At 73.6% G+C, this 25,481-nt stretch carries 19 protein-coding genes and 1 pseudogene; 5 read left to right on the forward strand and 15 right to left on the reverse strand.

All coding sequences use genetic code 11. From position 1 onward, the window contains the following. Positions 1-57 precede the first annotated feature (57 nt). The 3 genes from ACIQV3_RS07765 to ACIQV3_RS07775 form a co-directional block, all read right to left on the reverse strand. Positions 58-753 (reverse strand): GNAT family N-acetyltransferase, encoded by a 696-nt coding sequence (locus ACIQV3_RS07765; protein ID WP_403710770.1) that lies wholly within the window; start codon positions 751-753, stop codon positions 58-60. A gap of 32 nt (positions 754-785) precedes the next feature. Then, on the reverse strand, positions 786-2,681 hold the full coding sequence (locus ACIQV3_RS07770; protein ID WP_403710772.1) for an IucA/IucC family protein: 1,896 nt from the start codon (positions 2,679-2,681) through the stop codon (positions 786-788). A gap of 2,939 nt (positions 2,682-5,620) precedes the next feature. Beyond that, a complete protein-coding gene (locus ACIQV3_RS07775) occupies positions 5,621-6,892 on the reverse strand; it encodes a diaminobutyrate--2-oxoglutarate transaminase family protein (RefSeq protein ID WP_403710885.1) in 1,272 nt (423 codons plus the stop codon). Positions 6,893-7,400: 508 nt separating this feature from the next. Here ACIQV3_RS07775 and ACIQV3_RS07780 point away from each other — a divergent pair. Further along, on the forward strand, positions 7,401-8,570 hold the full coding sequence (locus ACIQV3_RS07780) for a trypsin-like serine peptidase (protein ID WP_403710774.1): 1,170 nt from the start codon (positions 7,401-7,403) through the stop codon (positions 8,568-8,570). 77 nt (positions 8,571-8,647) lie between these two features. Here the strand turns inward: ACIQV3_RS07780 and hflX are convergent, their stop codons facing one another. The 6 genes from hflX to miaA form a co-directional block, all read right to left on the reverse strand. Then, entirely contained in the window at positions 8,648-10,156 is a 1,509-nt protein-coding gene (gene hflX / locus ACIQV3_RS07785; protein WP_403710777.1) for a GTPase HflX, read from the reverse strand. A 187-nt stretch (positions 10,157-10,343) separates the two neighbouring features. Further along, positions 10,344-11,792, reverse strand: a complete 1,449-nt coding sequence (locus ACIQV3_RS07790; protein WP_403710779.1) for a M1 family metallopeptidase — start codon at positions 11,790-11,792, stop codon at positions 10,344-10,346. A gap of 87 nt (positions 11,793-11,879) precedes the next feature. After that, positions 11,880-13,979 carry a RelA/SpoT family protein gene (locus ACIQV3_RS07795; RefSeq protein ID WP_403710781.1) on the reverse strand — a complete coding sequence of 700 codons (2,100 nt, stop codon included), beginning with the start codon at positions 13,977-13,979 and terminating at the stop codon, positions 11,880-11,882. Between the two features lie 140 nt (positions 13,980-14,119). After that, positions 14,120-14,995, reverse strand: coding sequence for a diaminopimelate epimerase (dapF, locus tag ACIQV3_RS07800; protein WP_403710783.1), 876 nt, complete (start codon positions 14,993-14,995; stop codon positions 14,120-14,122). Positions 14,996-15,042: 47 nt separating this feature from the next. Continuing rightward, positions 15,043-15,627, reverse strand: coding sequence for a hypothetical protein (locus ACIQV3_RS07805; protein ID WP_403710785.1), 585 nt, complete (start codon positions 15,625-15,627; stop codon positions 15,043-15,045). A 190-nt stretch (positions 15,628-15,817) separates the two neighbouring features. Beyond that, a complete protein-coding gene (gene miaA, locus ACIQV3_RS07810) occupies positions 15,818-16,756 on the reverse strand; it encodes a tRNA (adenosine(37)-N6)-dimethylallyltransferase MiaA (protein WP_403710787.1) in 939 nt (312 codons plus the stop codon). A 174-nt stretch (positions 16,757-16,930) separates the two neighbouring features. On the opposite strand from miaA, the gene ACIQV3_RS07815 reads away from it, so the two are divergent. Continuing rightward, complete coding sequence (locus ACIQV3_RS07815) at positions 16,931-17,149, forward strand: gliding motility protein (RefSeq protein WP_403710789.1); 219 nt, start codon at positions 16,931-16,933, stop codon at positions 17,147-17,149. Positions 17,150-17,171: 22 nt separating this feature from the next. Then, entirely contained in the window at positions 17,172-17,417 is a 246-nt protein-coding gene (locus ACIQV3_RS07820) for an antitoxin (protein WP_267760959.1), read from the forward strand. Between the two features lie 100 nt (positions 17,418-17,517). Here the strand turns inward: ACIQV3_RS07820 and ACIQV3_RS07825 are convergent, their stop codons facing one another. Continuing rightward, positions 17,518-18,225, reverse strand: coding sequence for a class III extradiol dioxygenase subunit B-like domain-containing protein (locus ACIQV3_RS07825; RefSeq protein ID WP_403710791.1), 708 nt, complete (start codon positions 18,223-18,225; stop codon positions 17,518-17,520). A gap of 121 nt (positions 18,226-18,346) precedes the next feature. Beyond that, on the reverse strand, positions 18,347-19,864 hold the full coding sequence (miaB, locus tag ACIQV3_RS07830) for a tRNA (N6-isopentenyl adenosine(37)-C2)-methylthiotransferase MiaB (protein WP_403710793.1): 1,518 nt from the start codon (positions 19,862-19,864) through the stop codon (positions 18,347-18,349). A 122-nt stretch (positions 19,865-19,986) separates the two neighbouring features. Here miaB and ACIQV3_RS07835 point away from each other — a divergent pair, with 122 nt between their 5' ends. Beyond that, complete coding sequence (locus ACIQV3_RS07835) at positions 19,987-20,982, forward strand: TAXI family TRAP transporter solute-binding subunit (protein WP_403710795.1); 996 nt, start codon at positions 19,987-19,989, stop codon at positions 20,980-20,982. A gap of 16 nt (positions 20,983-20,998) precedes the next feature. Here ACIQV3_RS07835 and ACIQV3_RS07840 read toward each other — a convergent pair whose 3' ends face one another. Next, positions 20,999-21,916 carry an ROK family protein gene (locus ACIQV3_RS07840; RefSeq protein ID WP_403710887.1) on the reverse strand — a complete coding sequence of 306 codons (918 nt, stop codon included), beginning with the start codon at positions 21,914-21,916 and terminating at the stop codon, positions 20,999-21,001. A 225-nt stretch (positions 21,917-22,141) separates the two neighbouring features. Continuing rightward, positions 22,142-22,504, reverse strand: a pseudogene (locus ACIQV3_RS07845) (substrate-binding domain-containing protein); the annotation flags it as partial. Between ACIQV3_RS07845 and ACIQV3_RS07850 the strand changes: the two are divergent. Then, a complete protein-coding gene (locus ACIQV3_RS07850) occupies positions 22,392-23,021 on the forward strand; it encodes a hypothetical protein (protein ID WP_403710797.1) in 630 nt (209 codons plus the stop codon). The pseudogene ACIQV3_RS07845 and the gene ACIQV3_RS07850 sit on opposite strands and share 113 nt — an antisense overlap. A gap of 95 nt (positions 23,022-23,116) precedes the next feature. On the opposite strand, the gene ACIQV3_RS07855 is transcribed toward ACIQV3_RS07850, so the two are convergent. Both ACIQV3_RS07855 and ACIQV3_RS07860 read right to left on the reverse strand, forming a co-directional pair. Beyond that, entirely contained in the window at positions 23,117-24,535 is a 1,419-nt protein-coding gene (locus ACIQV3_RS07855; RefSeq protein ID WP_403710799.1) for an ATP-binding protein, read from the reverse strand. Positions 24,536-24,547: 12 nt separating this feature from the next. After that, positions 24,548-25,309, reverse strand: a complete 762-nt coding sequence (locus tag ACIQV3_RS07860; RefSeq protein WP_403710801.1) for a response regulator transcription factor — start codon at positions 25,307-25,309, stop codon at positions 24,548-24,550. Positions 25,310-25,481 lie beyond the last annotated feature (172 nt).

The raw sequence follows: 25,481 nt of genomic DNA on the forward strand, positions 1-25,481 counted from the left end.
CGCGGGACTGCGGGGCGGTACTCAGAGGCGTCAGAGGCGTCAGAGGTGCCAGAGGCCTCAGAGGAGATTGCGCAGCGCCCGCTCGCGGATCATCAGGGCGGCTCTTTTACCGGGCAGTTCGATCTCGGCGGGGCAGCGGAAACCGGAGTTCAGGAAGGCTGATACGGAGGGGGTGTTGCGGATGTCCGGTTCGGCGATGACGCGCATGCAGCGGGGGCGGTTGTCGAGCACCAGGTCGGCGACGGCTCGCAGGAGCACCGTGCCCAGACCGCGGCCCCGGTTCGTGCCGTCTCCGATGAGCAGGTGGATACCCGTGTCGTGGGGCCGCGCCGGGTAGTGGGCGGAGAGCGGGTCGAGGTCGGCCCGGTAGATCTCCCAGTAGCTCATCGGCGTGCCGTCGAGGAGGCCGAGACACGGGATGCCGCGGCTGACCCCGTCCAGCTGCGCCCGGACGTGGGCGGCGGTGACGGCTGCCGAGCCGGCGAGTTCCCAATAGGCGTCCACCTCCGGGTCGTTCATCCACCGGGTGAGCAGTCCCAGATCGCGGTCGAGCCGTACGGGTTCGAGGCGGAAGGCGCCGGACCGTGTCGTGACGCCACCCCAGGCCGCCGGGGAGTCGAGCAGATCGGCTTCGGCGAGCTGGGGCAGCGACTCGGCGCTGAGACGCGGCGCGATGGTGCGGTGAACATCGGTCGCGACCGTGCGGTGCACATCGGTGAGGAGCACGCCGGTGTGGAAGTCGGTGGAGGGCATCGGGGGCTCTTCTCCGTTTCGGTGCTGACGCGTCAATCGTGAAGGGGGTTGGCGATGGTGACGTAGACGGACTGGGTGTCGACGGGGCCGACGAGTTCGTCCAGACCTCCGAGGCGGGTGAGCAGATTCGCCTTGCAGCGCAAGGTGGGCGAGTCGAGCAGCCTCTCGGGGAGCGGGCCGAAGCCTCTGTTCTTGCCGAGGAAACGACGGAAGGCGGCCAGCAGGATGCGCTCGTCGGCGAGCCGCTGGGACCCGAAGGCCCCGATGAGACCGAGCACGTTGTTGATGCCGAGGTAGTAGGCGAAGCGTTCGTCGGTGACGGCGTCCGAGACGAAGGTGTCGCTCGTCGCGCCGATCCCGGGGAGCCTGCGCTCCAGTTCCGCGCGGCGGGAGGAGCGGAAGTAGTAGCCCTGGTTGTCGCGGTAGCGGCCGCCGACCGGCCAGCCGGCCGGGTCGAGGAGGACCAGCGTGTTCTGCTGGTGCGCTTCGAGGGCGATTCCGGCGAGCGCGTCGAAGGCGAGGACCGGCAGGACGACGTGTTCGAGGTAGCGCAGGAACCACTCGGCGGCGACGGCGGAGGTTGTCCGCCCGGTGCTGGTGGCGAGGCGCGAGACGGTCTCGGCGAGCCGGGAACTCATCGTGGTCCGCCCGGGCCACGGGCGGGGTGCGGTGAGCGCGGCGATGCAGAGGGCGTCGTCGCCCGGTCGGAAGGGGTTGTGGCGGAGCAGGACGTCGAGTCCGGGGACGGGAGTGCCGTCCGGGGCGTCGGCGGCGACCCATGCGGGATCGCGGACGATGTCGAAGCCGGGGTGGGCGGCCTGCCACCGCTCTGCCAGTCCGGTGCGGAGCAGCCGGTGCACCTCGATGCCGCGGTGCAGTTCCTTGCGGAGGTTCTCGCGACGGGAGTTGGTGATGCGCAGGCCCAGGGAGAGCTTGAGCATCGCGGGGGCACCGGGCTGGTGGACGGTGCGGATGGAGGAGGTCGGATACCAGGGGGCCCCGTACGGGCCCACGTCGTGCAGGAGTCCCGCGTCGCGGAGGGCGGCTGCCGCGGGGCGTTGGAGCAGGTCGCGGGCCTGCCAGGGGTGAAGGGGGAGGGGGGCGGCGCCGTCGGGCACCGGGAGACCTGGGGCGAGGCGGCCCAGGAGCCGGGCGGCGGAGACCGGGCGACCGCGTTCGGTCCAGGCGGAGTCGGTGGCGAGGGCGGCGGGTGCGACCGCCACCCAGTGCAGGGGGAAGGAGCCGTGCAGTTCGGGTGAGTAGCGGCGGACTTCGGCTTCCGAGAGCCCTTCACGGCTCTTCGGGGTCGGGTGCAGCGGGTGGCCGAGGAGCAGGGACTGTTCGGCGGTGAGGAACCGGTCCCCGGCTACGGGCACGGGTGCGGCCGGGCGCTGGCGGCGGTCGGTGATGAAGTCGGCGGTCCGGCGCACCGAGTCGGCGACCCGTCCGACGAGGTCGGCGCCACCGGGGGCGCCCGGGGCGCTGTGTGCGGAGCCGTCATCGTGTGCGTGCGGTCCGTTCCCGTGGGCTCCGTTCCCGTGGGCTCCTTCACCTTCGCGGGAGATCAGCGCGGCGAGGGTGACCGCGTCCACGGCGGGGGCGTCGGCCGGAACGCCTTCGATGCGGGCCGGGCCGAAGCGGTGCCAGCCGGCTGCGGACCAGTAGCGGACCGCGACGAGCAGGGCAGTGCCCGACGCGGGGAGGGGGATGCGCAGGACGGGACCGACGGGCTGTTCGAGTCCGGTCTCGCGGACCCAGCAGCGCAGCAGGTTCTCCACCGAGGCGGCCTCGGCGGCGACCCTGGGGTCGGGGTGGTCCAACGGGTCGGCCGCTCCCGCGCGGGGGCGGACGGAGCCGTCCTTCTGCCGTGGCACAGCGGCCGGTTGCTGCGGCTCGGCCGACGGCCAGGGCATGCCCGCGGCAGGCATGCCCGGGACGGTACCGGCAGGACCGGCGAAACCGTCGCCCGGCGACGCCGACGCCGCGGCCCGCTCCCCCGGTCCGGCTGCGCTCTGTCGCGAGGACAGCGGGTCCGCGGCGGCGGTGGGCGTGCCGGTGGAACCCGACGCCGAAGGCGCCGCCACGGGAGACCCCTCAGGCGCGGCCTTGCTCTGTCCTCCCGAGGACGGCTCGTCCGAACGTCCCCCGCCGGGCGGCGCCGGGTCGGCCGACGAGCCGGGGCCGGACACGGCTCCCCGAGTCTCCGCCCCGCGGGAGCCCGCCGACGCGTCCGCGGAGCCCTGGGCAGCCCGGCCCTCCGCCGGGTCTGCCACACCTGGGACCGACCGCGAAGCCTCGGTCGAGGACGCACTGCCCAAAGCGTCACCGAGAGCCGCTGTCCCGGGGCGCGCCAAGGCACCGGCCAACGGCGGCCACGCGGTGGGGACGGGCGCATCAGCCGGGACCTGATGGGGGCGGGCCGCTGGAGCAAGCAGCGGCGGCCACGCGGTGGGGGCAGGCGTCGACCCGCCCGGCACGGCCGCACCGGCGGCGGGCCGGGGGGAACCACCCTCCGGGGCCAGCAGCGGCGGCCACGCCGTGGGGGGAGATGTCGCCCCGCCGAGCACGGGCGACTCGGCAGCGGGCCGGGCAGAACGTTCCGCCGCTGCGGGTGGCGGCTGCCATGCGGGGGCGGCGAGTGGGCTCTCGCTGCCTGGTGCTGTGGGAGAAGCCGGCGACTCAGGTCCGGCTGTGGCACCCGAAGGCGACGGAGTCGGCCGGCCAGCCGAGGAAGGAGAGAGGGTGGGCCATGCCGAAACAGCCGTTTCGGAGGAGATAACGCTGACCGGGACGGTCGGGGCGGGCGGGGCCGTGAGCGGACCGGGAGCCGCGGGCTCGGTACCGACGGGCATCGCCGACCAGCTCGGCGGGTACCCGTCGGACGCCGCCAGGGACGGCGAGGGCCCACCGTCCAGTGACGGCGCCAACCCGGCACCCGGCTCCGGGGCCGACGGCGACACGGTTCCGTCCCCCGAGGCCGGGGCTGAAAGCGGCGTGCGCGCAGCTCCCCAAGCTGCGGCTGACGACAACATGGGCGCCTCTCCCAAGGCCGGAGCCGAGAGCGGCATAGGCGCGGCCCCCGAGGCCAGGAGCGACGGCATCATAGGCGCGGCTTCGGAGGTCGGGGACGACAGCGTCAGGGGCCCGACACCTGGGGCCGGGTCCGCCGTCGGCGCGGGCGCGGGCGCGGCTGCGGAAGCTGAGGGCGACAGCGGCATGGGCGCGGCTCCCGAGGTCGGGGCGGGCGTCGGAGTGGGTGCGGATTCGGTGGTCGGGGGCGACGGCGGCTTGGCCCCGGCTGGGCTGACGGGGGATGGCGTAGGCGCTCTCTCGGCAACGGGCCGGGCCCCGGGGTCGGGCGGCGACTGTGGGACGCCTGTGTTCGGAAGCCGCGAGGGCCGGTGTCCGGCCGCAGCAGCCGAACCCTCCACGGCCGCCGGGGGCGCCCCGACCATGAGGGGGATGGCGGGATGAGGCGAGGGGATCCCGGGCTCGTCCAGCGCAGGCCCCGGTGAGGAGCAGTCGGGGAGGAGCGTCGAGGGCGTGTGCCCGTACCCGAGAGCAGAGGGGGAGCCCGGGGTGTCCGGAGAGGGGACCGGACCGACCTCTCCACCAGGTGGCGTAGCCACAGCCGGTACCGACATCGCCGATGGAGCGGCAGGCGTCGGCAGCGCCGCCGTCGGGGCCAATGGGGACCGTGGCGGATCGGCATGCGCCGACAGCGGTAGTCCGGTGGCGGGCGAAGACGGCACCGGCGAGGGAGAAAGGGACTCAGCCGAAGCGGGCAGGGAGCGTGGCACTGCGGCCGGTGCCGTGGCAGGCGACACGGAAGCAGCCTGCGCGAGCCGCGAACCCAGTCGATCAGCGGGCACCGATGGCGAAGGGGCGTGGGTGGGCGAGGAAGCGGGCGACAGCAGCGGATCGCCCGGCGCCAGCCACGAAGGAGCTGATTCAGCCGGAGCGGACAGGGACCGTGGTGCGTCATCAGGCCCCGATGCGAGTGACGACGCAGATGCAGTCGGGTGGAGCGGCGAACCCAGCCGATCAGCAGAACCCTTCAGAGCGGGGACGGACGCCGGTGGAGAGTCCCGCGACGGGGGTGACTCGGCGGACATCGGCATCAGCGGTGCGGGCTCAGCCGGAGCGAGCGGAGACCGTAGTGGAATGGTGCGCGCCGGCGACGGGTCGGACTCGGTGGGAGGTTGCGGGGAGGCCGGCATCATGGTGAGCCGCGGGGGCGGGGTGGCGGTGGCGGTGGTCTGAGGTTGTACAGACCCGAGCGGAGCCGGGGGCGCCGGAGCTGGGCTGGCAGCAGCCAAAGTCTGCGGTGGTTGCGGGGGGTTGGCAGGTGGCTGGGTGGACACGGGCGCTCCGAGAGCGGGGCCCGAGGGGGTGAGCGGCGGCACCATGGACGGGGCCTGGGACTCCTTGGGCGCAGCCGAGGTGGACGCGGTGCCCATCACCGTGGACGGCGGTGCCGCCGGACTGGCCGCCGACGACCCTGTGAAAGCGGCCGAGGGAAGGGTTGGTGCCGGTGCAGGCGCCGGTGGCACCCCGGGAGCGGGCAAGGTGGAGGGGGCGCCCATCGCTGCGGACGGCGGTGTCGCCGGAGGGGGCGGGGGGTCCGTAGGGCTGGCCGGGTGGAGGACGCCGCCCGGTGCCGTGGGCGCGGGTGCCGGTTGGGTGGGCTGCGGGAGGACGCCGCCCGGTGTTGTGGGTGCGGGTGCCGGTTGGGTGGGCTGCGGGAGGGTGCCGCCCGGTGTTGTGGGTGCCGGTTGGGTGGGGCCCGGGTCTGGGGGTGTCGGGGGGCGGGGGGTGGGGGGCGGGAAGGGGGACGCGGGGTGGAGGGGGTCGGGCATGGGGGTCCTTAGCGGCGGGTGGCGGCGGAGATGGCGTCGGCGAGGCGGTCGAGGACGGCCGCGGCCTGTTCGTCGGTCAGGGTGAGCGGCGGAAGGAGGCGGACGACGCTGGAGTGGCGGCCGCCGAGTTCCACGATCAGACCGCGGTCCAGACAGGCCTGGCGGACGGCTGCCGCGAGGCCGGGCGCGGGCTCCCCCGTGTCCGGGTCGGCAAGTTCGACGCCGAGCATCAGGCCGCGGCCCCGTACGTCCGCCACGCACGGATGCGCCGGCATCAGGCCGCGCAGCGCGGCGAGCATGTGCGCGCCCAGGGTCCGCGCGCGCTCCGCGAGGCCGTTCTCACGGACGTAGGCCAGGGTCGCGGTGCCCGCCGCCATGGCGAGCTGGTTGCCGCGGAAGGTGCCCGCGTGGGCGCCGGGGGCCCACTGGTCCAGCTCCGCGCGGTACACGATCACCGCGAGCGGCAGGCTGCCCCCGATGGCCTTGGAGAGCACCATCACGTCGGGGACGACCCCCGCGTGGTCGACCCCCCAGAAGGCCCCGGTGCGCCCGACCCCCGTCTGGACCTCGTCGGCGATCAGCGGGATCCCCCGCTCCGCCGTGATCTCCCGCATCCTGCGCAGCCAGGCGTCGGGGGCGGGGTGGACTCCGCCCTCTCCCTGGACGGGTTCGACGATCATCCCGGCGGGTTCGGGCACCCCGCTCTTGGGGTCGTCCAGCAGGCTCCGTGTCCAACGGGCCGACAGTTCCGCCCCCTCGGCCCCGCCGACTCCGAACGGGCAGCGGTGGTCCTGCGGATACGGCAGCCGGGTCACCCGTACGTCCGGGGCTCCGCCGGAAGCGGCCAGCGACCCCGCGGTCATGCCGTGGTAGGCGCCGGTGAAGGCGAGCAGCCCCGACCGGCCGGTCGCGGTGCGGACGAGGGTGAGCGCGGCCTCCACCGCGTCCGTCCCGGCCGGTCCGCAGAACTGGATGCGGGCATCGGCGGCCAGCTCCGCGGGCAGGTTGGCGAACAGCTCGGTGGTGAAGGCGTCCTTGACCGGAGTCGCCAGGTCCAGAACGTGCAGCGGGGCCCCCGAGTCGAGGACCCCGCGGATGGCTTCGAGCACCACCGGGTGGTTGTGGCCGAGGGCGAGGGTTCCGGCGCCGGAGAGGCAGTCGAGGTAGCGGCGTCCGTCCGCCCCCTCGATGGTCAACCCCCGCGCGCGCACGGGCACGATGGGCAGGGAGCGCGCGTACGTCCGTGCCGCGGACTCCCGTTGTGCCTGTCTGCGCAGGATCCCCTCCCCCGAAACCCCGTCCGGCCCCGGGCTCGGAGCCGGCCCCTGTCCCGCGAAGTGCCGTGTCTCCGTGGGCCGGCCCGCCTGCGGCGGGACCTGCGCCCCGGCCGCGGCCCGCTCGGCCTGCTCGCCCGTCCAAGCCGTCAAAGGCACGAGTGTCGCTCCTCCCGCACGGTTGCTCTTCCGGGGTGCGCCTCGAACACCCACGCTGCTCCCCCGTCCCCCGTACGTACCAACGACGGTGGCGTCGACGGATCACGGGTGGGCCCAAGATCCTTGCCCGGCCCGGGATGATCCCCGCGCCGGCCCGGCATCACCCCCGGCCCGGCCCGGCATGATCCCCGCTCCGAAATCCCCGTCCGGCCCGAGATCCCCGTCCGCCCCGGCGGAACCGGCGCCCCGGGCTGTGCCGTCCCCCACGGCAGCGGCATAGTGGGGTGCTGCAACCCAGGCGCCCGTCAACCCAGGCACCAACCCGAACCACCGAACCACCAGGGGGACTCACGACATGCGACCGATCCGACCGGTCACCGCGATCCTGTGCTCGGCCGCGCTCGCGCTGACCGCCGCGGCGTGCGGGCCCGGCGACGGTGAGACCGACGCGAAGCCGACCACGGCGGTGAGCCTGCCCACCAGCCTCGACGGGGTACAGATCCCCGACGGGCTGAAGGACAAGCTCAAGGAGCACGGCATCGACCTGGAGAAGTGGAAGGGGGGTGAGTGGAAGAACTGGAAGAAGGAGGACTGGCTCCGCGAGGCGGGCGACTACGTCAACCCGATCATCGAGGACCTCTGGGACCCGGACCGGATGCGCGACGCCGCCAAGACTCCGCAGCCGCCCGCCGTCGAGCCCGATGCGGGCAAGGACCAGGGCGTCACCGACCCGACCCCGGCTCCGGTGCGGGCAAAGGCCGCGGCCGCGCCCTACCACCAGAGCGTCCCCGCCTCCGGCAAGGTCTTCTTCGACGGCCCCGAGGGCTCGATGGTCTGCTCGGCGACCGTGGTCAAGGACCCCGCGCACCCCGGCAAGTCCAACATGGTCTGGACGGCCGGCCACTGCGTGCACGCGGGCAAGTCCGGCGGCTGGTACCGCAACATCGCCTTCGTCCCGTCGTACAACAACAAGGGCAAGTCCGCGGCCGCGCTCAAGGGCGCGCCCCGCGAGGAAGTGGCCCCGTACGGCGTGTGGTGGAGCGACTGGGCGCAGACCTCCGACCAGTGGATCGCGACCGGCGGTCCGACCGGCGGCGCGGGTGCCCCGTACGACTTCGCGGTGCTGCACGTGACCCCGGAGAAGGGTGGCGGCAAGTCGCTGGAGGAGACGGTCGGTACGGCGCTTCCGGTGGAGTTCAACGCCCCGGCCGCGCCCAAGATCGCGAAGATGACGGCCACCGGCTACCCGGCGGCGGCTCCGTTCGACGGCCAGAAGACCTTCCAGTGCGTCGACAAGCCGGGCCGGCTGTCGCTGAACGCGACCGACCCCACGATGTACCGCATCGGCTGCACGATGACCGGCGGTTCCTCGGGCGGCGGCTGGGTCGCGGCGGGCAGCGACGGCAAGCCGGCGCTGGTGTCGAACACCTCCATCGGCCCCGCCAAGGCGGGCTGGCTGGCCGGGCCCCGACTGGGTCCGGAGGCGAAGGGCGTCTTCGACGCCGTGAGCGGCAAGTTCAAGTAACCGCACCGGCGCACCACATGACTGAGGGCCCCCGCTGCCGCGGGGGCCCTCGGTCGTTCATCCGCCGCGCGTCGGCGTCAGTGCTTCGCGAGCACGTACGGAGCGAACTCCGCCGCCAGTTCGGCGTGCACCCGCGCCTTGAGCAGGGTGCCCTCCTCGATGTGCTCCTCGGAGATCACCTCGCCCTCGGCGTGCGCCCGGGCGACCAGCCCGCCGCGCGTGTAGGGCACCACGGCCTCGATCTCGATCGCCGGCCGCGGCAGCTCGGCGTCGATGAGCGCGAGGAGTTCCTCCATGCCCTGACCCGTGCGCGCCGAGACGGCGATGGAGCGCTTCTCGATCCGCAGCAGGCGCTGGAGCACCAGCGGGTCGGCCGCGTCCGCCTTGTTGATCACCACGATCTCGGGCACCTTGACGGCGCCGACCTCGCGGATGACCTCGCGGACCGCCGCCAGCTGCTCCTCCGGCGCCGGGTGCGAGCCGTCCACGATGTGCAGGATGAGGTCGGAGTCGCCGACCTCCTCCATCGTGGAGCGGAACGCCTCGACGAGGTGGTGCGGCAGGTGCCGGACGAAGCCGACCGTGTCGGCCAGGGTGTAGACCCGGCCGGACGGCGTCTCTGCCCGGCGCACGGTGGGGTCGAGGGTGGCGAACAGTGCGTTCTCCACCAGTACCCCCGCGCCCGTGAGGCGGTTGAGCAGCGAGGACTTGCCCGCGTTGGTGTAACCGGCGATGGCGACCGAGGGCACCTTGTTGCGGCGCCGTTCCTGCCGCTTGATGTCGCGGCCGGTCTTCATCTCCGCGATCTCCCGGCGCATCTTCGCCATCTTCTCGCGGATCCGGCGCCGGTCGGTCTCGATCTTCGTCTCACCGGGGCCGCGGGTGGCCATGCCGCCACCGCCGCCACCACCCATCTGCCGGGACAGCGAGGCACCCCAGCCGCGCAGTCGCGGCAGCATGTACTGCATCTGCGCGAGCGCGACCTGCGCCTTGCCCTCTCGGGACTTGGCGTGCTGGGCGAAGATGTCGAGGATGAGCGCGGTCCGGTCGACCACCTTCACCTTGACGACGTCTTCGAGGGCGATGAGCTGGCCGGGGCTGAGTTCGCCGTCGCAGACGACGGTGTCGGCGCCGCTCTCCATCACGATGTCGCGCAGCTCGCGCGCCTTGCCGGAACCGATGAAGGTGGCCGGGTCGGGCTTGTCGCGGCGCTGGATGACGCCGTCGAGTACGAGCGCGCCCGCCGTCTCGGCGAGGGCGGCGAGCTCCGCGAGGGAGTTGTCGGCGTCCTGCACCGTGCCGGAGGTCCACACGCCGACGAGCACGACCCGCTCCAGGCGGAGCTGTCGGTACTCGACCTCGGTGACGTCTTCGAGTTCGGTGGAGAGGCCGGCCACGCGGCGCAGGGCCGCGCGCTCGGCGCGCTCGTACTGGGCGCCGTCCCGGTCTCCGTCGACCTCGTGGCTCCAGGCGACGTCCTCTTCCATCAGGGCGTCGGCCCGAAGGCTCTCGGTGAAGCTCTGCGGATCCGGCGCGTCCTGTGCGTCGTCCCGCGCGTCCTGGGAAGGGGAAGAAGAGGAGGTCATTGGTTCCTTACGTCGTTTTCGAATGCGTCCGCGTCAGGCGAAGCGGAGCCAAGGCCAAAGCTACTCCCGCGCGTGACATAACACTGTCACGTCCAACGTGTGACACTCCCCGGAGATTCCCCGGAGAGTCTCCCGGAGCACCCCGCGGAACGGCCTCGTCGATGGTGGCATGCCCGTTCCGCAGGCGTCACACGCTTTTCGGGGCGCTCCACTCCGGGTGCCCCGGCATGGCAGGGGTCTTCTTCCCGTACAGCCACGGCTCCAGGAACGCACCCAGGTCCCGGCCCGCCTCCTGCGAGGCCAGCCGTACGAAGTCCTCCGTACCCGCGACCCCGTCCCGGTGCTCCCCCACCCAGCGCCGCTCGACCCGGTCGAAGGCCTTGACGCCGATCTCCTGCCGCAGGGCGTACAGGATCAGCGCGGCGCCGTCGTAGACCGCCGGCCGGAACAGCCCGATCTTCTCGCCCGGGGCGGCCGGCTTGGGCGCGGCCGGGGGGCCGCCGGCGGACCGCCACTGGTCAGAGCGCTGGTACGCCTCGCGCATCCGGCGATCCAGGGAGTACTTGCCCAGGCCGTCCGCGTACAGGGCCTCGTACCAGGTGGCGTGGCCCTCGTTGAGCCACAGGTCGGACCAGGTGCGCGGGCTCACGCTGTCGCCGAACCACTGGTGGGCCAGCTCGTGGACCATCACGGACTCCACGTACCACTCGGGGTAGCCGCCACCGCCCGCGAACAGCGCGCTCTCGAACAGTGACAGGGTCTGCGTCTCCAGCTCGAAGCCGGTACGGGCCTTCGCGATCAGCACCCCGTAGTTCTCGAAGGGGTAGCGGCCGACCCGGGCCTCCATCCACTCGATGTGCCCGGCGGTCTTCTTCAGCCACGGCTCCAGCCGTTCCCGGTCCGCCGCCGGAACCACGTCGCGCAGCGGCAGTCCGTGCGGCCCGGTGCGGTGGATCACGGCCGAGTCGCCGATCGAGACCTGGGCCAGCTCGGTGGCCATCGGGTGCAGCGTCCGGTACGTCCACGTGGTCGCGGCGCCCGCCCGGCGGGCCGGGAGCGCGCCCGGCACCCCGTTGGCCACGGCCGTCATCCCGGCCGGCGCGCTCACCCGGAAGGTGAAGTACGCCTTGTCCGCGGGGTGGTCGTTGCACGGGAAGACCCGGTGGGCGGCGTCGGCCTGGTTCGCCATGGCCAGCCCGTCGTCGGTGACCACCCAGCCACCGTCGCCGCGGCCTCGCGGGTCGCTGGTGTGCCGGACGGTGATGTGGAGCGGCAGGTTCGGTTCCACCGGCCGGGCGGGGGTCAGGACGAGGTCCTCGCCGATGCTCGCGAAGGCGGCGGGTTCCCCGTTGACCTCGGCCGAGGCGACCTTGCCGTGGGTGAAGTCGAGGTTGACGGTCTCCAGCCGGGTGAGGCTGCGCGCGTCGATGACGGTGACCGCGTCGAGGGGGCTGCTGTTGTTCTTGTAGGCGAAGGACAGGTCGTACGAGAGCACGTCGTAGCCGGGGTTCCCGAGCTCGGGGAACAGCACGTCGCCGATGCCGAGGGCCTTGGGCGGGGGCACAACGGCGGCGACGAGGGTGAGGGAGGCCGCGGCCAGCAGGGCGGCGCGCAGGCGCGGGGAGGTGAGCTGCATCCCCCACCGCTTATCAGCGCCCGCCACGCGCCCGCGAACGGCGCGCGACGGCTCCACCCGAAAGGGGTCGGGCGGGGGCTAGACCGCTCACGCCCTGCTGACGTCGTAGACCCCCGGCACGTCCCGCATGGCCCGCATCAGTGCCGGGAGGCCCGTCGCGTCGGGCAGCTGCAGGGTGTAGCTGTGCCGGACCCGCTGTTCGACGGGCGGCTCCACGGTCGCGGACACCACCTCGACCCCCTCGCGGGCGATGGCCTCGGTCAGATCGGCCAGCAGGTGCGGGCGGCCGAACGATTCGGCGAGCAGGGTGACCCGGCAGTCCGCGGTCGCCCGCCAGTGCACGGCGACGGGCATGCGGCCGACCGCCCGCATCTGGGCCACGGTCGCGCAGCGGACCCGGTGCACGGTGACGGCCCCGCCGCGGACGACGAACCCCTCGACGGCGTCGGGCGGCACCGGGGTGCAGCACCCCGCGAGCCGCACGGTGGCGTCCGGCAGGTCGGCGACGGCGTTGCCTCCGCCACTGCGCAGGCCGATCACCGACAGCGGCGGCCTGGGGGCGGCGTCGGCGGGCCGGGCCCCGTCGGGGTGGGCCTCCAGCCAGCTGCTGACGGCGATCCGGGCCGCCGGGGTCTTGGCGTGCTCCAGCCAGTCGGCGGTGGGGCCCGAGGAGACGTCGTGCGAGAGCAGGAGCTGGACGGTGTCTCCGTCAGAGAGCCGGGAGGACAGGGAGGTCAGGCGCCCGTTGACCCGGGCGCCGATACAGCCGTGGGCCGCCTCGCCGTACTGCGCGTAGGCGGCGTCGATACAGCTCGCGCCGGCCGGCAGGCTGATGGTGCCGGGGGCACCGCCGTCGGCGCGGAACACGGTGATCTCGCGGTCCTGGGCCAGCTCCGAGCGCAGCACGTCCCAGAAGGTGTCGGGGTCGGGCGCCGACTGCTGCCAGTCGAGCAGCCGCGACAGCCAGCCGGGCCGCGTCGGGTCGACGCGCTCCTCCTCGCAGTCGGCCGCTTCGGCCTGCGGGGGTGGAGGCTGCGTCGTGTACGGATTGCCCAGCGCCACCACGCCCGCCTCCGCGACCCGGTGCATCTGCCGGGTCCGGACGATGACCTCGGCGACGTACCCCTCCGGCGTGGCGAAGGCGGTGTGCAGGGACTGGTACAGGTTGAACTTCGGGGAGGCGATGAAGTCCTTGAACTCGGAGATGACCGGGGTGAAGCAGGTGTGCAGCTCCCCCAGCACGGCATAACAGTCCGCGTTCTCCCCCACGAGGACCAGCAGGCGGCCGAAGTCGGAGCCGCGCAGCTCCCCGCGCTTGAGGGAGATCCGGTGCACGGAGACGAAGTGCCGGGGCCGCACCATCACCTCGGCCGCGATGCCGGCGTCGCGCAGGACGGCCCGTACCGAATCGGCGATGGCGGGCAGCGGGTCGCGCTCGCCCGCGTGGGCCGCGATGAGCGCGCGGGTGTGCTCGTACTCCTCGGGGTGCAGGATCGCGAAGACGAGGTCCTCCAGCTCGGTCTTCAGGGCCTGCACGCCCAGCCGTTCGGCGAGCGGGATGAGGACGTCGCGGGTGACCTTCGCGATGCGCGCCTGTTTCTCGGGCCGCATCACCCCGAGGGTGCGCATGTTGTGCAGCCGGTCGGCGAGTTTGATGGACATCACGCGGACGTCGTTGCCGGTGGCGACGAGCATCTTGCGGAAGGTCTCGGGCTCGGCGGCGGCGCCGTAGTCGATCTTCTCGACCTTGGTGACGCCGTCGACGATGAAGCAGACCTCGTCGCCGAACTCCTCGCGGACCTGATCGAGGGTCACGTCGGTGTCCTCGACGGTGTCGTGGAGGAGCGAGGCCGTCAGGGTCGTGGTTTCGGCGCCCAGTTCGGCCAGGATGAGCGTGACGGCGAGCGGATGTGTGATGTACGGCTCACCGCTCTTGCGCATCTGGCCGCGGTGCGAGGTCTCGGCGAGCAGGTACGCGCGGCGCAGGAGCGACAGGTCCGCGTCGGGGTGATGGGCCCGGTGCGCTTCGGCGACATGCCCGATGGCGTCCGGCAGCCGGTCCCGGGGCGTGGGCCCGAGCAGCGCGGCCCGTCCGAGTCGCCGCAGGTCAAGCCTGGTCCTGCCACGTCTGCGAAGTTCAGGGAGCGCTTCGGGACGTGCTTCGGGGTTCGTGGCCTCTGCACTCATGGGCACCTCCGACGGCATCGACCGGCGGTGGTGGGCATGGGGTGAGCCCTCAGGGCCGGTGCCTGATGCTACCGACCCCACCACGTGGCGCAGTCCACCTCTCGCTCAGCGTGAAACGGATCACCCATTAGAGGGAAGCTTTAGGCGAAAGCCGTTTCGGTGAGCCAGGCGGGATCGAACTCGCCCTCGGCCACGATCACGGCGGGTCCGGTCATCTCGATCCGCCCGTCGGGGTGCTCGGTGATGACCAGCGTGCCGCCGGGCAGGTCGACGGTGTACGTGGCCGGCGCGCCGGTGACGGCCGGGTCGGCGCCGTCGCGGCGAATGGCGGCCACGGCGACCGCGCAGGCGCCGGTGCCGCAGGAGCGGGTCTCTCCGGAGCCGCGCTCGTGGACGCGCATGGCGACGTGCCGGGGGCCGCGGTCGACGACGAACTCGACGTTGACACCCGTCGGGTAGGCGGACGCCGGGCTGTACGGGGGCGGGTCCAGCAGGGCCCCGGCATCGTCCAGGCTGTCAACGAAGGCCACCGCGTGCGGGTTCCCCATGTTGACGTTGCGCGCGGGCCAGGAGCGCTCGCCGACGGAGACCGTGACCTCGCCCTCGGGAAGCTCGGCGCGGCCCATGGAGACGGTCACGTCGCCGGCCTTGTCGAGGTGCACCCGCTTCACCCCGCCGCGCGTGGCGACGGCCAGGTCGCCCGGCTCCACGTGTCCGGCGTGCTGGAGGTAGCGGGCGAAGACGCGGACGCCGTTGCCGCACATCTCGGCGATGGAGCCGTCGCTGTTCCGGTAGTCCATGAACCACTCGGCCTCGTCGGCCAGGTGCGCGGCCTCGGGGTGCGCGGCGGAGCGCACGACGTGCAGCACGCCGTCCGCGCCGATCCCGGCGCGCCGGTCGCACAGCCGCGCCACGGCGGAGGCCGACAGCTCGATGGCGTTGTCCGGGTCCGGGACGATCACGAAGTCGTTCTCGGTGCCGTGGCCCTTGAGGAAGGAGAGGCTGGTCTGCGTCACCCGCCCATGGTACCGAGGCCGCGCCCCGTACAGGCCGGGCCGCCCCGCTAGCGGAGCCGGGCCACCCGGTACACCGCGAGCGCCACCACACCCAGCGCGACCAGCGCGTACAGCAGGGCGAGGCGCCAGTCGGGGCGCTGCCCCGAGCCGCGGGCCGGGAGTCCCGGCAGGGCGTAGCCCACGCGGCGCGCGGCCATCAGGCCCCAGCCGCCCGCGCAGCAGCTGATGAGGAATCCGAGCATCGCGACGACCGCTCCGCCGTCGCCGAACTCGAAGGCGAGGGGGAAGGCGAACATCAGGGATCCGGCCGCGGCCAGCATGACGATGGGGGCGATCTGCCAGAGCCTCAGCCTGCGCTGCGGGCGCAGTTCCACCTCGAAGGCGGGGGCGGCGGCGGCCTCCGCCTCGGCGGAGTCGGGCGCGTCCGGGCCGTCGGGGGTCAGCCGCGCGGGGTCCGCGGGCAGTCCGAGGCCGTCGGCGTCCGCGGGCAGGGCCAGGGCGTCGGCGTCCGCGGGCAGTCCGAGGCCGTCGGCAGGCAGGGCCAGGGCGTCTGCGGGCGGGGCGAGGGCGTCGGCGTCCGCCGGCGCTCCACCGGGCGGGCCGTCGCCGTCGGCGAGGGCGCTGTGAAGCATCGGATCCGCTTCCGGCCGGGTGTCGTCCCGACCGATGTCACGAGGGCCGGCCTCCATCGCCACGCGCCCTCCCCACGTTGGACTTCGTACGCTGCCGTACACCGCCGGTGACGGCACCGGCGGAAGTTTGATGATGGCACGCCGTCAGGCCCCGGACGGGCGTGCGGGGCGTCCCGATGCCATCACGTGATCAGGCTGTGACCGCTCGTTCGACCAACGACTGCGCGAGTCCGGCGAGTTCTCCCCGGTCTTCGGCGGCCCCGCTGAGCCAGTGCACCCTCGGGTCCCGGCGGAACCACGAGTCCTGCCTGCGGGCGAACCGCTTGGTGGCGCGAACCGTCTCGGCGCGCGCCTCCTCCTCCGTGCACTCCCCCGCGAGGGCGGCCAGCACCTGCTGGTAGCCGAGCGCCCTGGAGGCGGTGATTCCGCCGCGCAGGCCCGCGGCCTCCAGCGCGCGGACCTCGTCCACCAGCCCGGCCTCCCACATCCGGTCCACGCGCAGCGCGATCCGCTCGTCGAGCTCGGGCCGGGCCACGTCCACGCCGATCTGGACCGTGTCGTAGACGGACTCGTGGCCGGGCAGGTTGGCGGTGAACGGCCGCCCGGTGATCTCGATGACCTCCAGCGCCCGCACGATGCGGCGGCCGTTGCTGGGCAGGATGGCCTGCGCGGCGGCCGGGTCGGCCGCGGCGAGGCGGGCGTGCAGGGCGCCGGGGCCGCGCAGGGTGACCTCGGCCTCCAGCCGGGCCCGGACCTCGGGGTCGGTGCCGGGGAACTCCATGGCGTCGAGCGCGCCGCGCACGTAGAGGCCGGACCCGCCGACGAGGACCGGCGTACGGCCCTGGGCGAGCAGCTCGTCGATCTCGGCGCGGGCGAGACGCTGGTACTCGGCGACGCTCGCCGTCTCGGTGACGTCCCAGATGTCGAGGAGGTGGTGCGGGACCCCTCCGCGCTCCTCCGTCGTCAGTTTGGCGGTACCGATGTCCATCCCCCGGTACAGCTGCATCGAGTCGGCGTTGACGACCTCGCCGTCGAAATGGCGGGCCAGGGCTACGCCCAGATCGGACTTTCCGGCCGCGGTGGGTCCTACGACGGCGATGACCCGCGGGGCGGGGGCTGCTTTCCTCACCGCACCAGTCTCGCAGCCCTCCGTCAAGGCATCGCCATGTACCCGATCGAGCTACGTGACGGGACCTGACCGGGGTCGTTGCCCTGACGGGGTTCCGGCCGGGCGTGCGCCCGCCGTGCGGCGGTCCGTCCACGGCGGAACTTCACTCACACGAGTAACGTTATAGGAGTAGACATGGGCATTTTGGACCGGCTTCTCGGCCGCAAGACCCAGGCGACGACCGAAGAGGCCGTTTCCGCGGATCTGACGGCGGAGTCCACGACGGCCGACGAGGCCGGGACCGAGCAGACTGTGGCGGAGGAGAGCGCGGCGGCCGAGGCCGTCGGGATCCCGAAGCAGCAGACGGCGGAGGTCAGCGCGGACAGCGAGGCCGCAGAGAGTGCCCGTACGTAGCCTCGCTATTGGAAGGTGACCCATGGGCCTGCTGGACAATCTGAAGGCCAAGCTCGCGCCCGCCAAGGACAAGGTCGGCGACCTCGCTGCACAGCACGAGGGCAAGATCAGCCAGAATCTGGAGAAGGTGGCCAAGGCCGTCGACTCCAAGACCAAGGGCAAGTACAGCGGCCAGATCTCTAGCGGAGCGGACAAGGCGAAGGACGCCCTGGGCAAGATCGCGCACAAGGACGCACCCGGCGGGCCGACGCCGCCGGCCGCTTCCTGACGCGGTCCCGGACACCCGGGACCGGCCCGGCATCCCGGAAGGGGCCCGGCACCATTCGGTGCCGGGCCCCTTCTGCGTTCCGTGCCGCCGCCCCTACGGCCTACGACCAGGCGGCGACGAAGTACCCGACCCCGTACGGGGCGTCCTCGTACAGCAGCCGTCCTTCGAGTCCGGCGCCCTCGGCGGCGCCCGCGAGCACCTGCCAGGGGGCCCGGCCGGCGGCCTGCAGCTCGGCGGCGAGTCCCGCGTCGAGCGCGGCGAGGGCGGGGAGGTCCGCGGCGCCGAGCGCGCGGGCGGCCTCGGCGTCGAAGCCGGCGGCGCGTTCGTCGAGGTAACCGGGGGCCTTGAGGGTGCGCCGCGCGCTGCCGTCGCCCATGACGAGCAGGGCGACCCGGTCCTCGCGTACGGCGAGTTCCCGGCCTGCCTCCAGACAGCGCCCGGTGTCCAGCGGCCCGGCGACCCCGAACCCCTCCAGGGGCGCGGCGCCCCAGCCCGCCCGGCCGAGCAGCCAGGCGCCCACGGCGAGCGGGGTGGGCAGCAGCCGCGGGCCCTCCTCGCCCTCGCCCAGCCGTACGTCGGCCGCGACCCCGAATCCCCGGAAGGTGCCGCGGGCGCCCTGGGGGTACGCGCCGTGGTGGTCGGGATCGCAGGCTCCGACCACGACGAGCAGATCGGGCCGGGAGGCGGCGAGCACGGACAGCGCGTCGGAACAGGCGGTCCGGGCGTCGGCGAGTTCGGCGGCGGCGCCCGTGGCGAGCTCCGGCAGGAGCATCGGCGGGGCGGGGCAGACGGCGGCGGCTACGAGCATGATCCGCAGCGTAACCCCCGCCGGGCGCGGCCGGGGCCTCGCTCCGCAGGGCCGGACCACCCGCACCCGCCCACCGGGCCCGCGCCGGGACGGCGGTGCCGAGCACCGCGCGAGCGACGCGTCAAGCGGGGCTGGGGCTGGCGCAGCCCGAGGTCGTGGCCGGGAGGGGCGCCGGGACGCCCAGGGTCGGGATGCCGAGGAGGACGCCCTTCGGCTGCGCCGGAGCCGCGTTGCGCTTCTCCCAGGCGTCGCCCGCGCGGGTCCGGCGCACCGCCCCCGTCGGGCCCTCCGCGAGGAGGTGGTGGGGGGCCGCGTAGGTGATCTCGACCGTCACCACGTCGCCCGGGCGGACCTCTTCCCCGGGCTTCGTGAAGTGGACCAGGCGGTTGTCGGGGGCCCGCCCGGACAGCCGGTGCGTGGCGCCGTCCTTGCGGCCCTCGCCCTCCGCGACCATGATCTCCAGGGTCCGGCCGACCTGCTTCTTGTTCTCGTCCCAGGAGATCTCCTCCTGGAGGGCGACCAGGCGCATGTACCGCTCCTGGACGACCTCCTTGGGGATCTGCCCCTCCATGTCGGCGGCCGGGGTCCCGGGGCGCTTGGAGTACTGGAAGGTGAAGGCGTTCGCGAAGCGCGCCTCGCGCACCGCGTGCATGGTCTGCTGGAAGTCCTCCTCCGTCTCACCGGGGAAGCCCACGATGATGTCGGTGGAGATCGCCGCGTGCGGGATCGAGGCGCGGACCTTCTCGATGATGCCGAGGAAGCGGTCCTGGCGGTACGAGCGGCGCATGGCGCGCAGGATCGTGTCCGATCCCGACTGCATCGGCATGTGCAGCTGCGGCATGACGTTGGGGGTCTCGGCCATCGCCGCGATCACGTCGTCGGTGAAGTCGCGCGGGTGCGGGGAGGTGAAGCGGACCCGCTCCAGGCCCTCGATGGCTCCGCAGGCGCGCAGCAGCTTGGAGAAGGCCTCGCGGTCGCCGAGGTCGGAGCCGTAGGCGTTGACGTTCTGGCCGAGCAGGGTGATCTCGGAGACGCCCTCGGCGACCAGCGCCTCGACCTCGGCGAGGATGTCGCCGGGTCGGCGGTCCTCCTCCTTGCCGCGCAGCGCCGGGACGATGCAGAAGGTGCAGGTGTTGTTGCAGCCGACGGAGATCGAGACCCAGGCGGCGTACGCGGACTCGCGCCGGGTCGGGAGCGTGGAGGGAAAGGCCTCCAGCGATTCCGCGATCTCGATCTGCGCCTCTTCCTGGATGCGCGCGCGCTCCAGGAGGACGGGCAGCTTGCCGATGTTGTGCGTGCCGAAGACCACGTCGACCCAGGGGGCGCGGGCCACGATCGTGTCGCGGTCCTTCTGCGCGAGGCAGCCGCCGACGGCGATCTGCATGCCGGGGCGCTTGGTCTTCATCGGCGCGAGCCGGCCGAGGTTGCCGTACAGCTTGTTGTCGGCGTTCTCGCGGACGGCGCAGGTGTTGAACACGACGACGTCGGCGTCGCCGTCGGAGCCCTGGGGCGCGCGGACGTACCCGGCGTCCTCCAGCAGGCCGGACAGCCGCTCGGAGTCGTGCACGTTCATCTGACAGCCGTACGTCCGGACCTCGTACGTTTTCACAACAGTCGCCTCGCCGCTCTCGGTACTCACCCAGCAAGGGTACGGGTCGGGCGTGGCGGCCCGGGCCGGGCGTGGGCCGGAGCGGGCCGGGGGAGGCCGGGCGGCCCGGGCGGGCCGTGACAGGACGGCGGGTCGGTGGCAGGATCGCGGCCATGCCTCTCGTACCGCCCCGGATCAGCAGGCGCCGTGCCCTGCGGGCCCTGGTGGCCGTCCTGGCGGTGCTCTGCGCCCTCGTCTGGTGGCTGAGGCCCTTCGGCCGGCCGGAGCTCACGGGCGAGATCACCCTCAGCACCGGCGTCCAGCAGGGGGTCTACCACCGTTACGGCCTGCTGCTGGAGAAGGCGCTCGCCAAGGACGTGCCCGGGGTGCGGGTCCGGCTGAACACGAGCGAGGGTTCGCAGCAGAACCTGCAGCGGGTGGCCGCGGGCGAGGCCGACTTCACCGTGGCGACGGCCGACGCCGTGGCCAAGTACCAGGTCGACCGGAAGCCCGGAGCGGACCGGCTGCGCGGGCTGGCCCGCCTCTACGACGACTACGTCCAGCTCGTGGTCCCCGCCGGCTCGCCCGTCCAGTCCGCCCGGGACCTGCGGGGCAAGCGGGTCGCCGTCGGCCAGGAGGGCTCGGGCGTGCGGCTGATCTCCGAGCGGATGCTCAGGGCCGCGGGCCTGGACCCCGCCCGCGACATCACCCCGGTGGCCATCGGCATCGACACCGTGCCGGCGGAACTGGAGGCCGGCCGGATCGACGCCTTCTTCTGGTCGGGCGGGCTGCCCACCACCGCCGTGCGGGAGCTCTCGGAGCGGTTCGAGATCCGGCTCGTGCAGCTCGGCGACCTGGTGGAGGCGCTCCAGGCCAGCGGCAGCCCCGCGCGGTACTACCGGGCGGCGGTGATGCCCCAGGACGCCTACGACCGTGTCCGCAGCAACTCGGCGGTGTCCACCGTCGCGGTACCGAACCTGCTGGTGACGCGGGACGACGCGGGCGCCGAGCTGACGGAGCAGTTCACGCGCACGGTGATCGACAGCCGCGACCCCATCGGCAAGCAGGTGCACGCGGCCCAGCTCGTGGACCTGCGGACGGCGATCTACACGGATCCCCTGCAACTGCACGAGGGCGCGGCCCGCTACTACCGCTCCGTCAAGCCCTGAAGCCGAAGCGCCGTACTCAGGAGCGCAGCAGCATCGACGCCGCGGCGGCGGCCCCGATCAGGCCCGCGTGGGTGCCCAGAGCCGCCGGGACGACCTGGAGGTCCTTGACGAAGGACAGGGTCGCGTACGAGGCCAGGTGCGCGCGGACCGGCCCGAAGAGGGTGTCCCCGCAGGCGGCCACGCCGCCTCCGATGACGGCGATGTCGGTCTCGACGAGGGTGGCGGTGGCCGCGATGGCGGCGGCCAGCGCCCGGCCCGCGCGGTCGAAGGCGGCGAGGGCGACGGGATCGCCCTCGGCAGCGGCGGCGGCCACCCCGGCCGCGGTGGCGTCCCCGGCCGGGACCCATCCCTGGGCCAGGGCCCAGGCCGCGATGGCGGTGCCGGAGGCGAGGGACTCCACGCAGCCGCGGCCTCCGCAGGCACAGGGCTCTCCGTCGAAGGCGACGCTGATGTGGCCGATGTGACCCGCGTTCCCGGTGGGGCCGGTGTGGAGCTGGTTGTTCAGGACGAGTCCGCCGCCGACGCCGGTGGAGACCACCATGCAGAGCGCGTTGGCGTGCCCGCGGGCAGCGCCCAGCCAGTGCTCGGCCGCGGTCATCGCCACCCCGTCGCCGGCCAGCACCGTCGGGATCCGGGCCCCGTGCCGCGCGAGCTCGGCCTCCACCCGGGCCTGGACGGGGAAGCCCCGCCAGGCGGCGATGTTGACCGGGCTGACCGTGCCGAGCGCGGTGTCCACCGGGCCCGCGCTGCCGATCCCGCAGCGGACGGCCGAGGGCCACAGCGGGGACTTCGCGAGCTCCGCGACGACCTCCGCGACGGCGGCGAACACGGTGTCCCCGTCGGCGCCGCGCGGGGTGGGCCGGCGGGTGGTGGCCGTCATGGCGCCGTCGGAGTCCACCAGCGCTCCGGCGATCTTCGTACCGCCGATGTCGATCGCGACCGTCGGGCCGGAGTCGGCCGGCGCACCGGCGCGGGGGGCGGGGAAGGCGGAGGTGGGGGTGGGAGTGGTCACGGTGGCGCTCCAGGAAGGGGTCGGTTTCAGTATGCGGCCGGCGGCGGCGCCGTACTCTCGCGGGGCTCCAGCCCGGGCAGCTCGCTCTCGCGGGACCTCGCCGGACCCCCCCGCGAGAAGGGCGAGGAGCTCCTCGGCTGCGAGCCGGCCGAAGCCGGCCGTGTCGCGGACCAGGGTGGTGAGCCGGGGACGGGTGACCCGGCAGAGCGCCGAGTCATCCCGGGCGACGACGGAGAGCCCGCCCGGCACCGGGATGCCCAGCTCGGAGGCGACGGCCACGCCGGCCACGCCGGCCACCGCCATGACGTCGTTGTCGTAGACGATCGCGGTCGGCGGCTCCGGTCCGGCGAGGATCCGCCGGGTGGCCTCCGCCCCCTCGGCGTCGGAGTAGTCGGTGGTGACCGAGCGCACCTGCCCGGGTCCGAGGCCCAGTTGCCGGGCCTCGGCGCGCAGCGAGACGATCCGGCGCTCGGTGTGGGCGAGCCCCGGCAGCCCCGCGACGTGCGCGATCCGCGGGCCGTCCGGCCCGGGACAGGAGGTCCCGTACACCTGGCTGAAGGCGCAGACGCTCGGCAGCGGTCAGGGCTGGCGCACGACCAGGGTCCGGCTGTCGGACCTGGCGGGCACCACCGCCCACGCCCTGGCCGTACGGATCACCCGACGCGGGAAGGAGCCGGTGCGCTGGCGGCTCGGGGCGGTGACGGTACGCGAGGCCGCCGCGCGGCCCCGCCCGGCGACTCCGGGCACCCCGGCCGTATCCGCCTCCTCCCCGCAGTCCGGCAAGGCCGCCGTCCGGCTGGCCTGGCAGCGTTCCGCCGGGCCCGTCCGCCATGACGAGGTGTCCCGTGTCCTGCCCGACGGCACCCGCCGCTTCCTCGGCGGCACCTGCGCCGCCGCCCTCTTCTTCCCGGGCGTCGAACGCGCCGCCCGGGAGAGCGCGGCCGTCTTCGAAATCCGGGCCGTGGACGAGCTGTACGCCGTCTCCGCCCCCGCCCGTACCACCCTCACCTGGACCGGAACCCGCTGATGCAGGACGGCCGGGCAGTACTGGAGGGACGCCTCCGGCGGGTCGCGGCCGCCCCTTCGGGCGACTGCGGGAGTACGACGACAGGCCCGAGCGGTTCAATCGGGCAGGGCGGCGGGATCGGTGCGCGGGACGGCCAGTGTCACGCGCAGCCCGTGCGGCGGGTTCTTCTCGTAGGAGAGGGACCCGCCGCCCGCGCCGAGCAGGATCCGCGAGATGGACAGGCCGAGGCCGGAGCCCTTGATGTTCTGGTGGCGTCCGCTGCGCCAGAACCGGTCCCCGATCCGCAGCAGCTCCTCCTCGGTGAGCCCGGGGCCCCGGTCGGCGACCACGATCAGCACCCGGTCGCCCTCCACGGAGAGCGCCACCTCGACGGCCTCACCCTCAGGAGTGAACTTGAGGGCGTTGTCGATGACGGCGTCGAGCGCGCTGGAGAGCGCGATCGGGTCGGCCCAGCCGGTGGCGGCGCTCCGCCCCGTCCCGGTGAGCCGCACGCCCTTCTCCTCGGCGAACGGGCGCCAGGCGGTCACCCGTTCCGCGGCCAGCCCCGCGATGTCTATCAGGCTGATCTCGGCGGCGGCGTGCTCGGCCAGTGCCAGGTCGAGCAGGTCGTCCAGGACCTGGGTCAGGCGCTTGCCCTCGGTCCGCACCGAGGCGATCTCCTCGTTGCCCTCGGGCAGCTCGAGGGCGAGCAGCTCGATCCGCAGGAGCAGCGCGGCGAGCGGGTTGCGCAGCTGGTGGGAGGCGTCGGCGACGAAGGCGCGCTGTTGTTCCAGCACCTCTTCGACGTTGTCGGCCATCTCGTTGAACGAGCGGGCCAGGCGCCTGAGTTCCGGGGGCCCACCGCCCGCGGCCACGCGGGAGTTCATCCGCCCGGTGGCGATGCCGTGGGCGGCTGCGTCCAGGGTCTGCACGGGCTTGAGCACCCAGCTGGTCAGCCGCAGGGCCGCGCCGAAGGCCACGAGCATGGCCGCGCTGAGCCCGGCGGCGATGAGCAGCCAGCCGTGCAGGGTCCGGGCGCGCATCTGGTCGGTGGGCGACTCGGTGGCGACCACGGCGACCACGTCCCCGTCGAGGACGACCGGGGAGGCGACGAGGAGTTTGCCGTTGTTCTGCCAGGGCCACACCTGGCCGGGGTCATGGCTGCGGCGTCCGGCGAGAGCCTGGATGAAGGCTTCGTCCGCCTCCCACTCCACCGGCAGCTTCCACCCGTCGGTGGAACGGGCGATGGCGTTGCCGTCCCGGCGGAAGATGCCGGCGCGGATCCCGTACAACTGCTGGTACCGGGCCAGCTCCTGCTTGAGGGTTTCGAGGCGTTCGTCGGCCCCGCTGGACTTCGAGCCCTCGGCGTCGATGACGAACTGGGCGAGCGCGGCGAAGCGGGCGCTGTCGTCGATCCGGTCGACGACCACCCGCTGCTGCTGCCCCGCGGCCAGGGCCACCGCGAGCGGAAAGCCGAGGGCGAGCAGGACGCCCGCCATCAGGACGACGAGCAGCGGGAGCAGACGGGCGCGCACGACGGGTGGCCGCTAGACGGCGGGCGGGGCGGAGGCGGCGGGCGGCGCGGGGGCCGCCGGGGCGGGCGGCACGACGAGCCGGTACCCGACACCGCGGACGGTCTCGATGAGGGCCGGCATGCGCAGCTTGGACCGCAGCGAGGCCACGTGCACCTCCAGCGTCCGGCCGGTGCCTTCCCAACTGGTGCGCCAGACCTCGCTGATGATCTGCTCGCGGCGGAAGACCACGCCGGGGCGCTGCGCGAGCAGGGCCAGCAGGTCGAACTCCTTGCGGGTGAGCGCCACGTCGACGCCGTCCACGCTGACCCGGCGGGTGGACAGCTCGAGGCCGACGCTCCCGAGCCGGACCACGCCGGGCGTGCCCGCGGGACCGGTGGCGGCGCTCTCCTCGGAGACGCCGGTACGGCGGGCCACCGCGTGGATGCGGGCGAGGAGTTCGCCGGTGTCGTAGGGCTTGGTGACGTAGTCGTCGGCGCCCATGTTGAGTCCGTGGATGCGCGAACGCACGTCGGCCCGCGCGGTGACCATGATGACGGGCGTGCTGGTGCGCTTGCGGATCTTGCCGCACACCTCGTACCCGTCCTGGTCGGGCAGGCCGAGGTCGAGCAGGATCACACCGTACGGAGTGGCCTGCGGCGGTGCGCCCGCCGACAGCAGGGCCTGCAGGGCCTCCTCGCCGCTGCGGGCATGGGTGACCTTGAAGCCGTGCCGGGCGAGGATCGCGGACAGGGCGGCGGCGACGTGGTCGTCGTCCTCGACGAGCAGCAGTCTCATGTCGTCCCCCTCTCCATCTCTTGATCTCTTCGCGTTCGCATGGCGGACATCATGGGCCCCCAAGCATCCACGCCGATGGCGACTCCCACGTCAAGACGGTTCCGGCCCGTCGGGGGTTCCGTTATGGACCCGGTACGGCCACGGCCGGCGCGGGACGCCCGCGAGTACGGAG

The sequence above is a fragment of the Streptomyces sp. NPDC099050 genome, from assembly GCF_044759865.1.
In the GTDB taxonomy this organism is placed as follows: domain Bacteria; phylum Actinomycetota; class Actinomycetes; order Streptomycetales; family Streptomycetaceae; genus Streptomyces.

Bases quoted from the DNA above. Each gene is read 5' to 3' on its own strand.
- hflX (WP_403710777.1), bottom strand. From the start codon at position 10,156: ATGACCTCCTCTTCTTCCCCTTCCCAGGACGCGCGGGACGACGCACAG.
- ACIQV3_RS07815 (WP_403710789.1), top strand. From the start codon at position 16,931: ATGGGCATTTTGGACCGGCTTCTCGGCCGCAAGACCCAGGCGACGACC.
- ACIQV3_RS07780 (WP_403710774.1), top strand. From the start codon at position 7,401: ATGCGACCGATCCGACCGGTCACCGCGATCCTGTGCTCGGCCGCGCTC.
- ACIQV3_RS07860 (WP_403710801.1), bottom strand. From the start codon at position 25,309: ATGAGACTGCTGCTCGTCGAGGACGACGACCACGTCGCCGCCGCCCTG.
- ACIQV3_RS07805 (WP_403710785.1), bottom strand. From the start codon at position 15,627: ATGCTTCACAGCGCCCTCGCCGACGGCGACGGCCCGCCCGGTGGAGCG.
- ACIQV3_RS07825 (WP_403710791.1), bottom strand. From the start codon at position 18,225: ATGCTCGTAGCCGCCGCCGTCTGCCCCGCCCCGCCGATGCTCCTGCCG.
- ACIQV3_RS07835 (WP_403710795.1), top strand. From the start codon at position 19,987: ATGCCTCTCGTACCGCCCCGGATCAGCAGGCGCCGTGCCCTGCGGGCC.
- ACIQV3_RS07795 (WP_403710781.1), bottom strand. From the start codon at position 13,979: ATGAGTGCAGAGGCCACGAACCCCGAAGCACGTCCCGAAGCGCTCCCT.
- ACIQV3_RS07770 (WP_403710772.1), bottom strand. From the start codon at position 2,681: ATGCCTGCCGCGGGCATGCCCTGGCCGTCGGCCGAGCCGCAGCAACCG.
- ACIQV3_RS07765 (WP_403710770.1), bottom strand. From the start codon at position 753: ATGCCCTCCACCGACTTCCACACCGGCGTGCTCCTCACCGATGTGCAC.
- ACIQV3_RS07820 (WP_267760959.1), top strand. From the start codon at position 17,172: ATGGGCCTGCTGGACAATCTGAAGGCCAAGCTCGCGCCCGCCAAGGAC.
- ACIQV3_RS07790 (WP_403710779.1), bottom strand. From the start codon at position 11,792: ATGCAGCTCACCTCCCCGCGCCTGCGCGCCGCCCTGCTGGCCGCGGCC.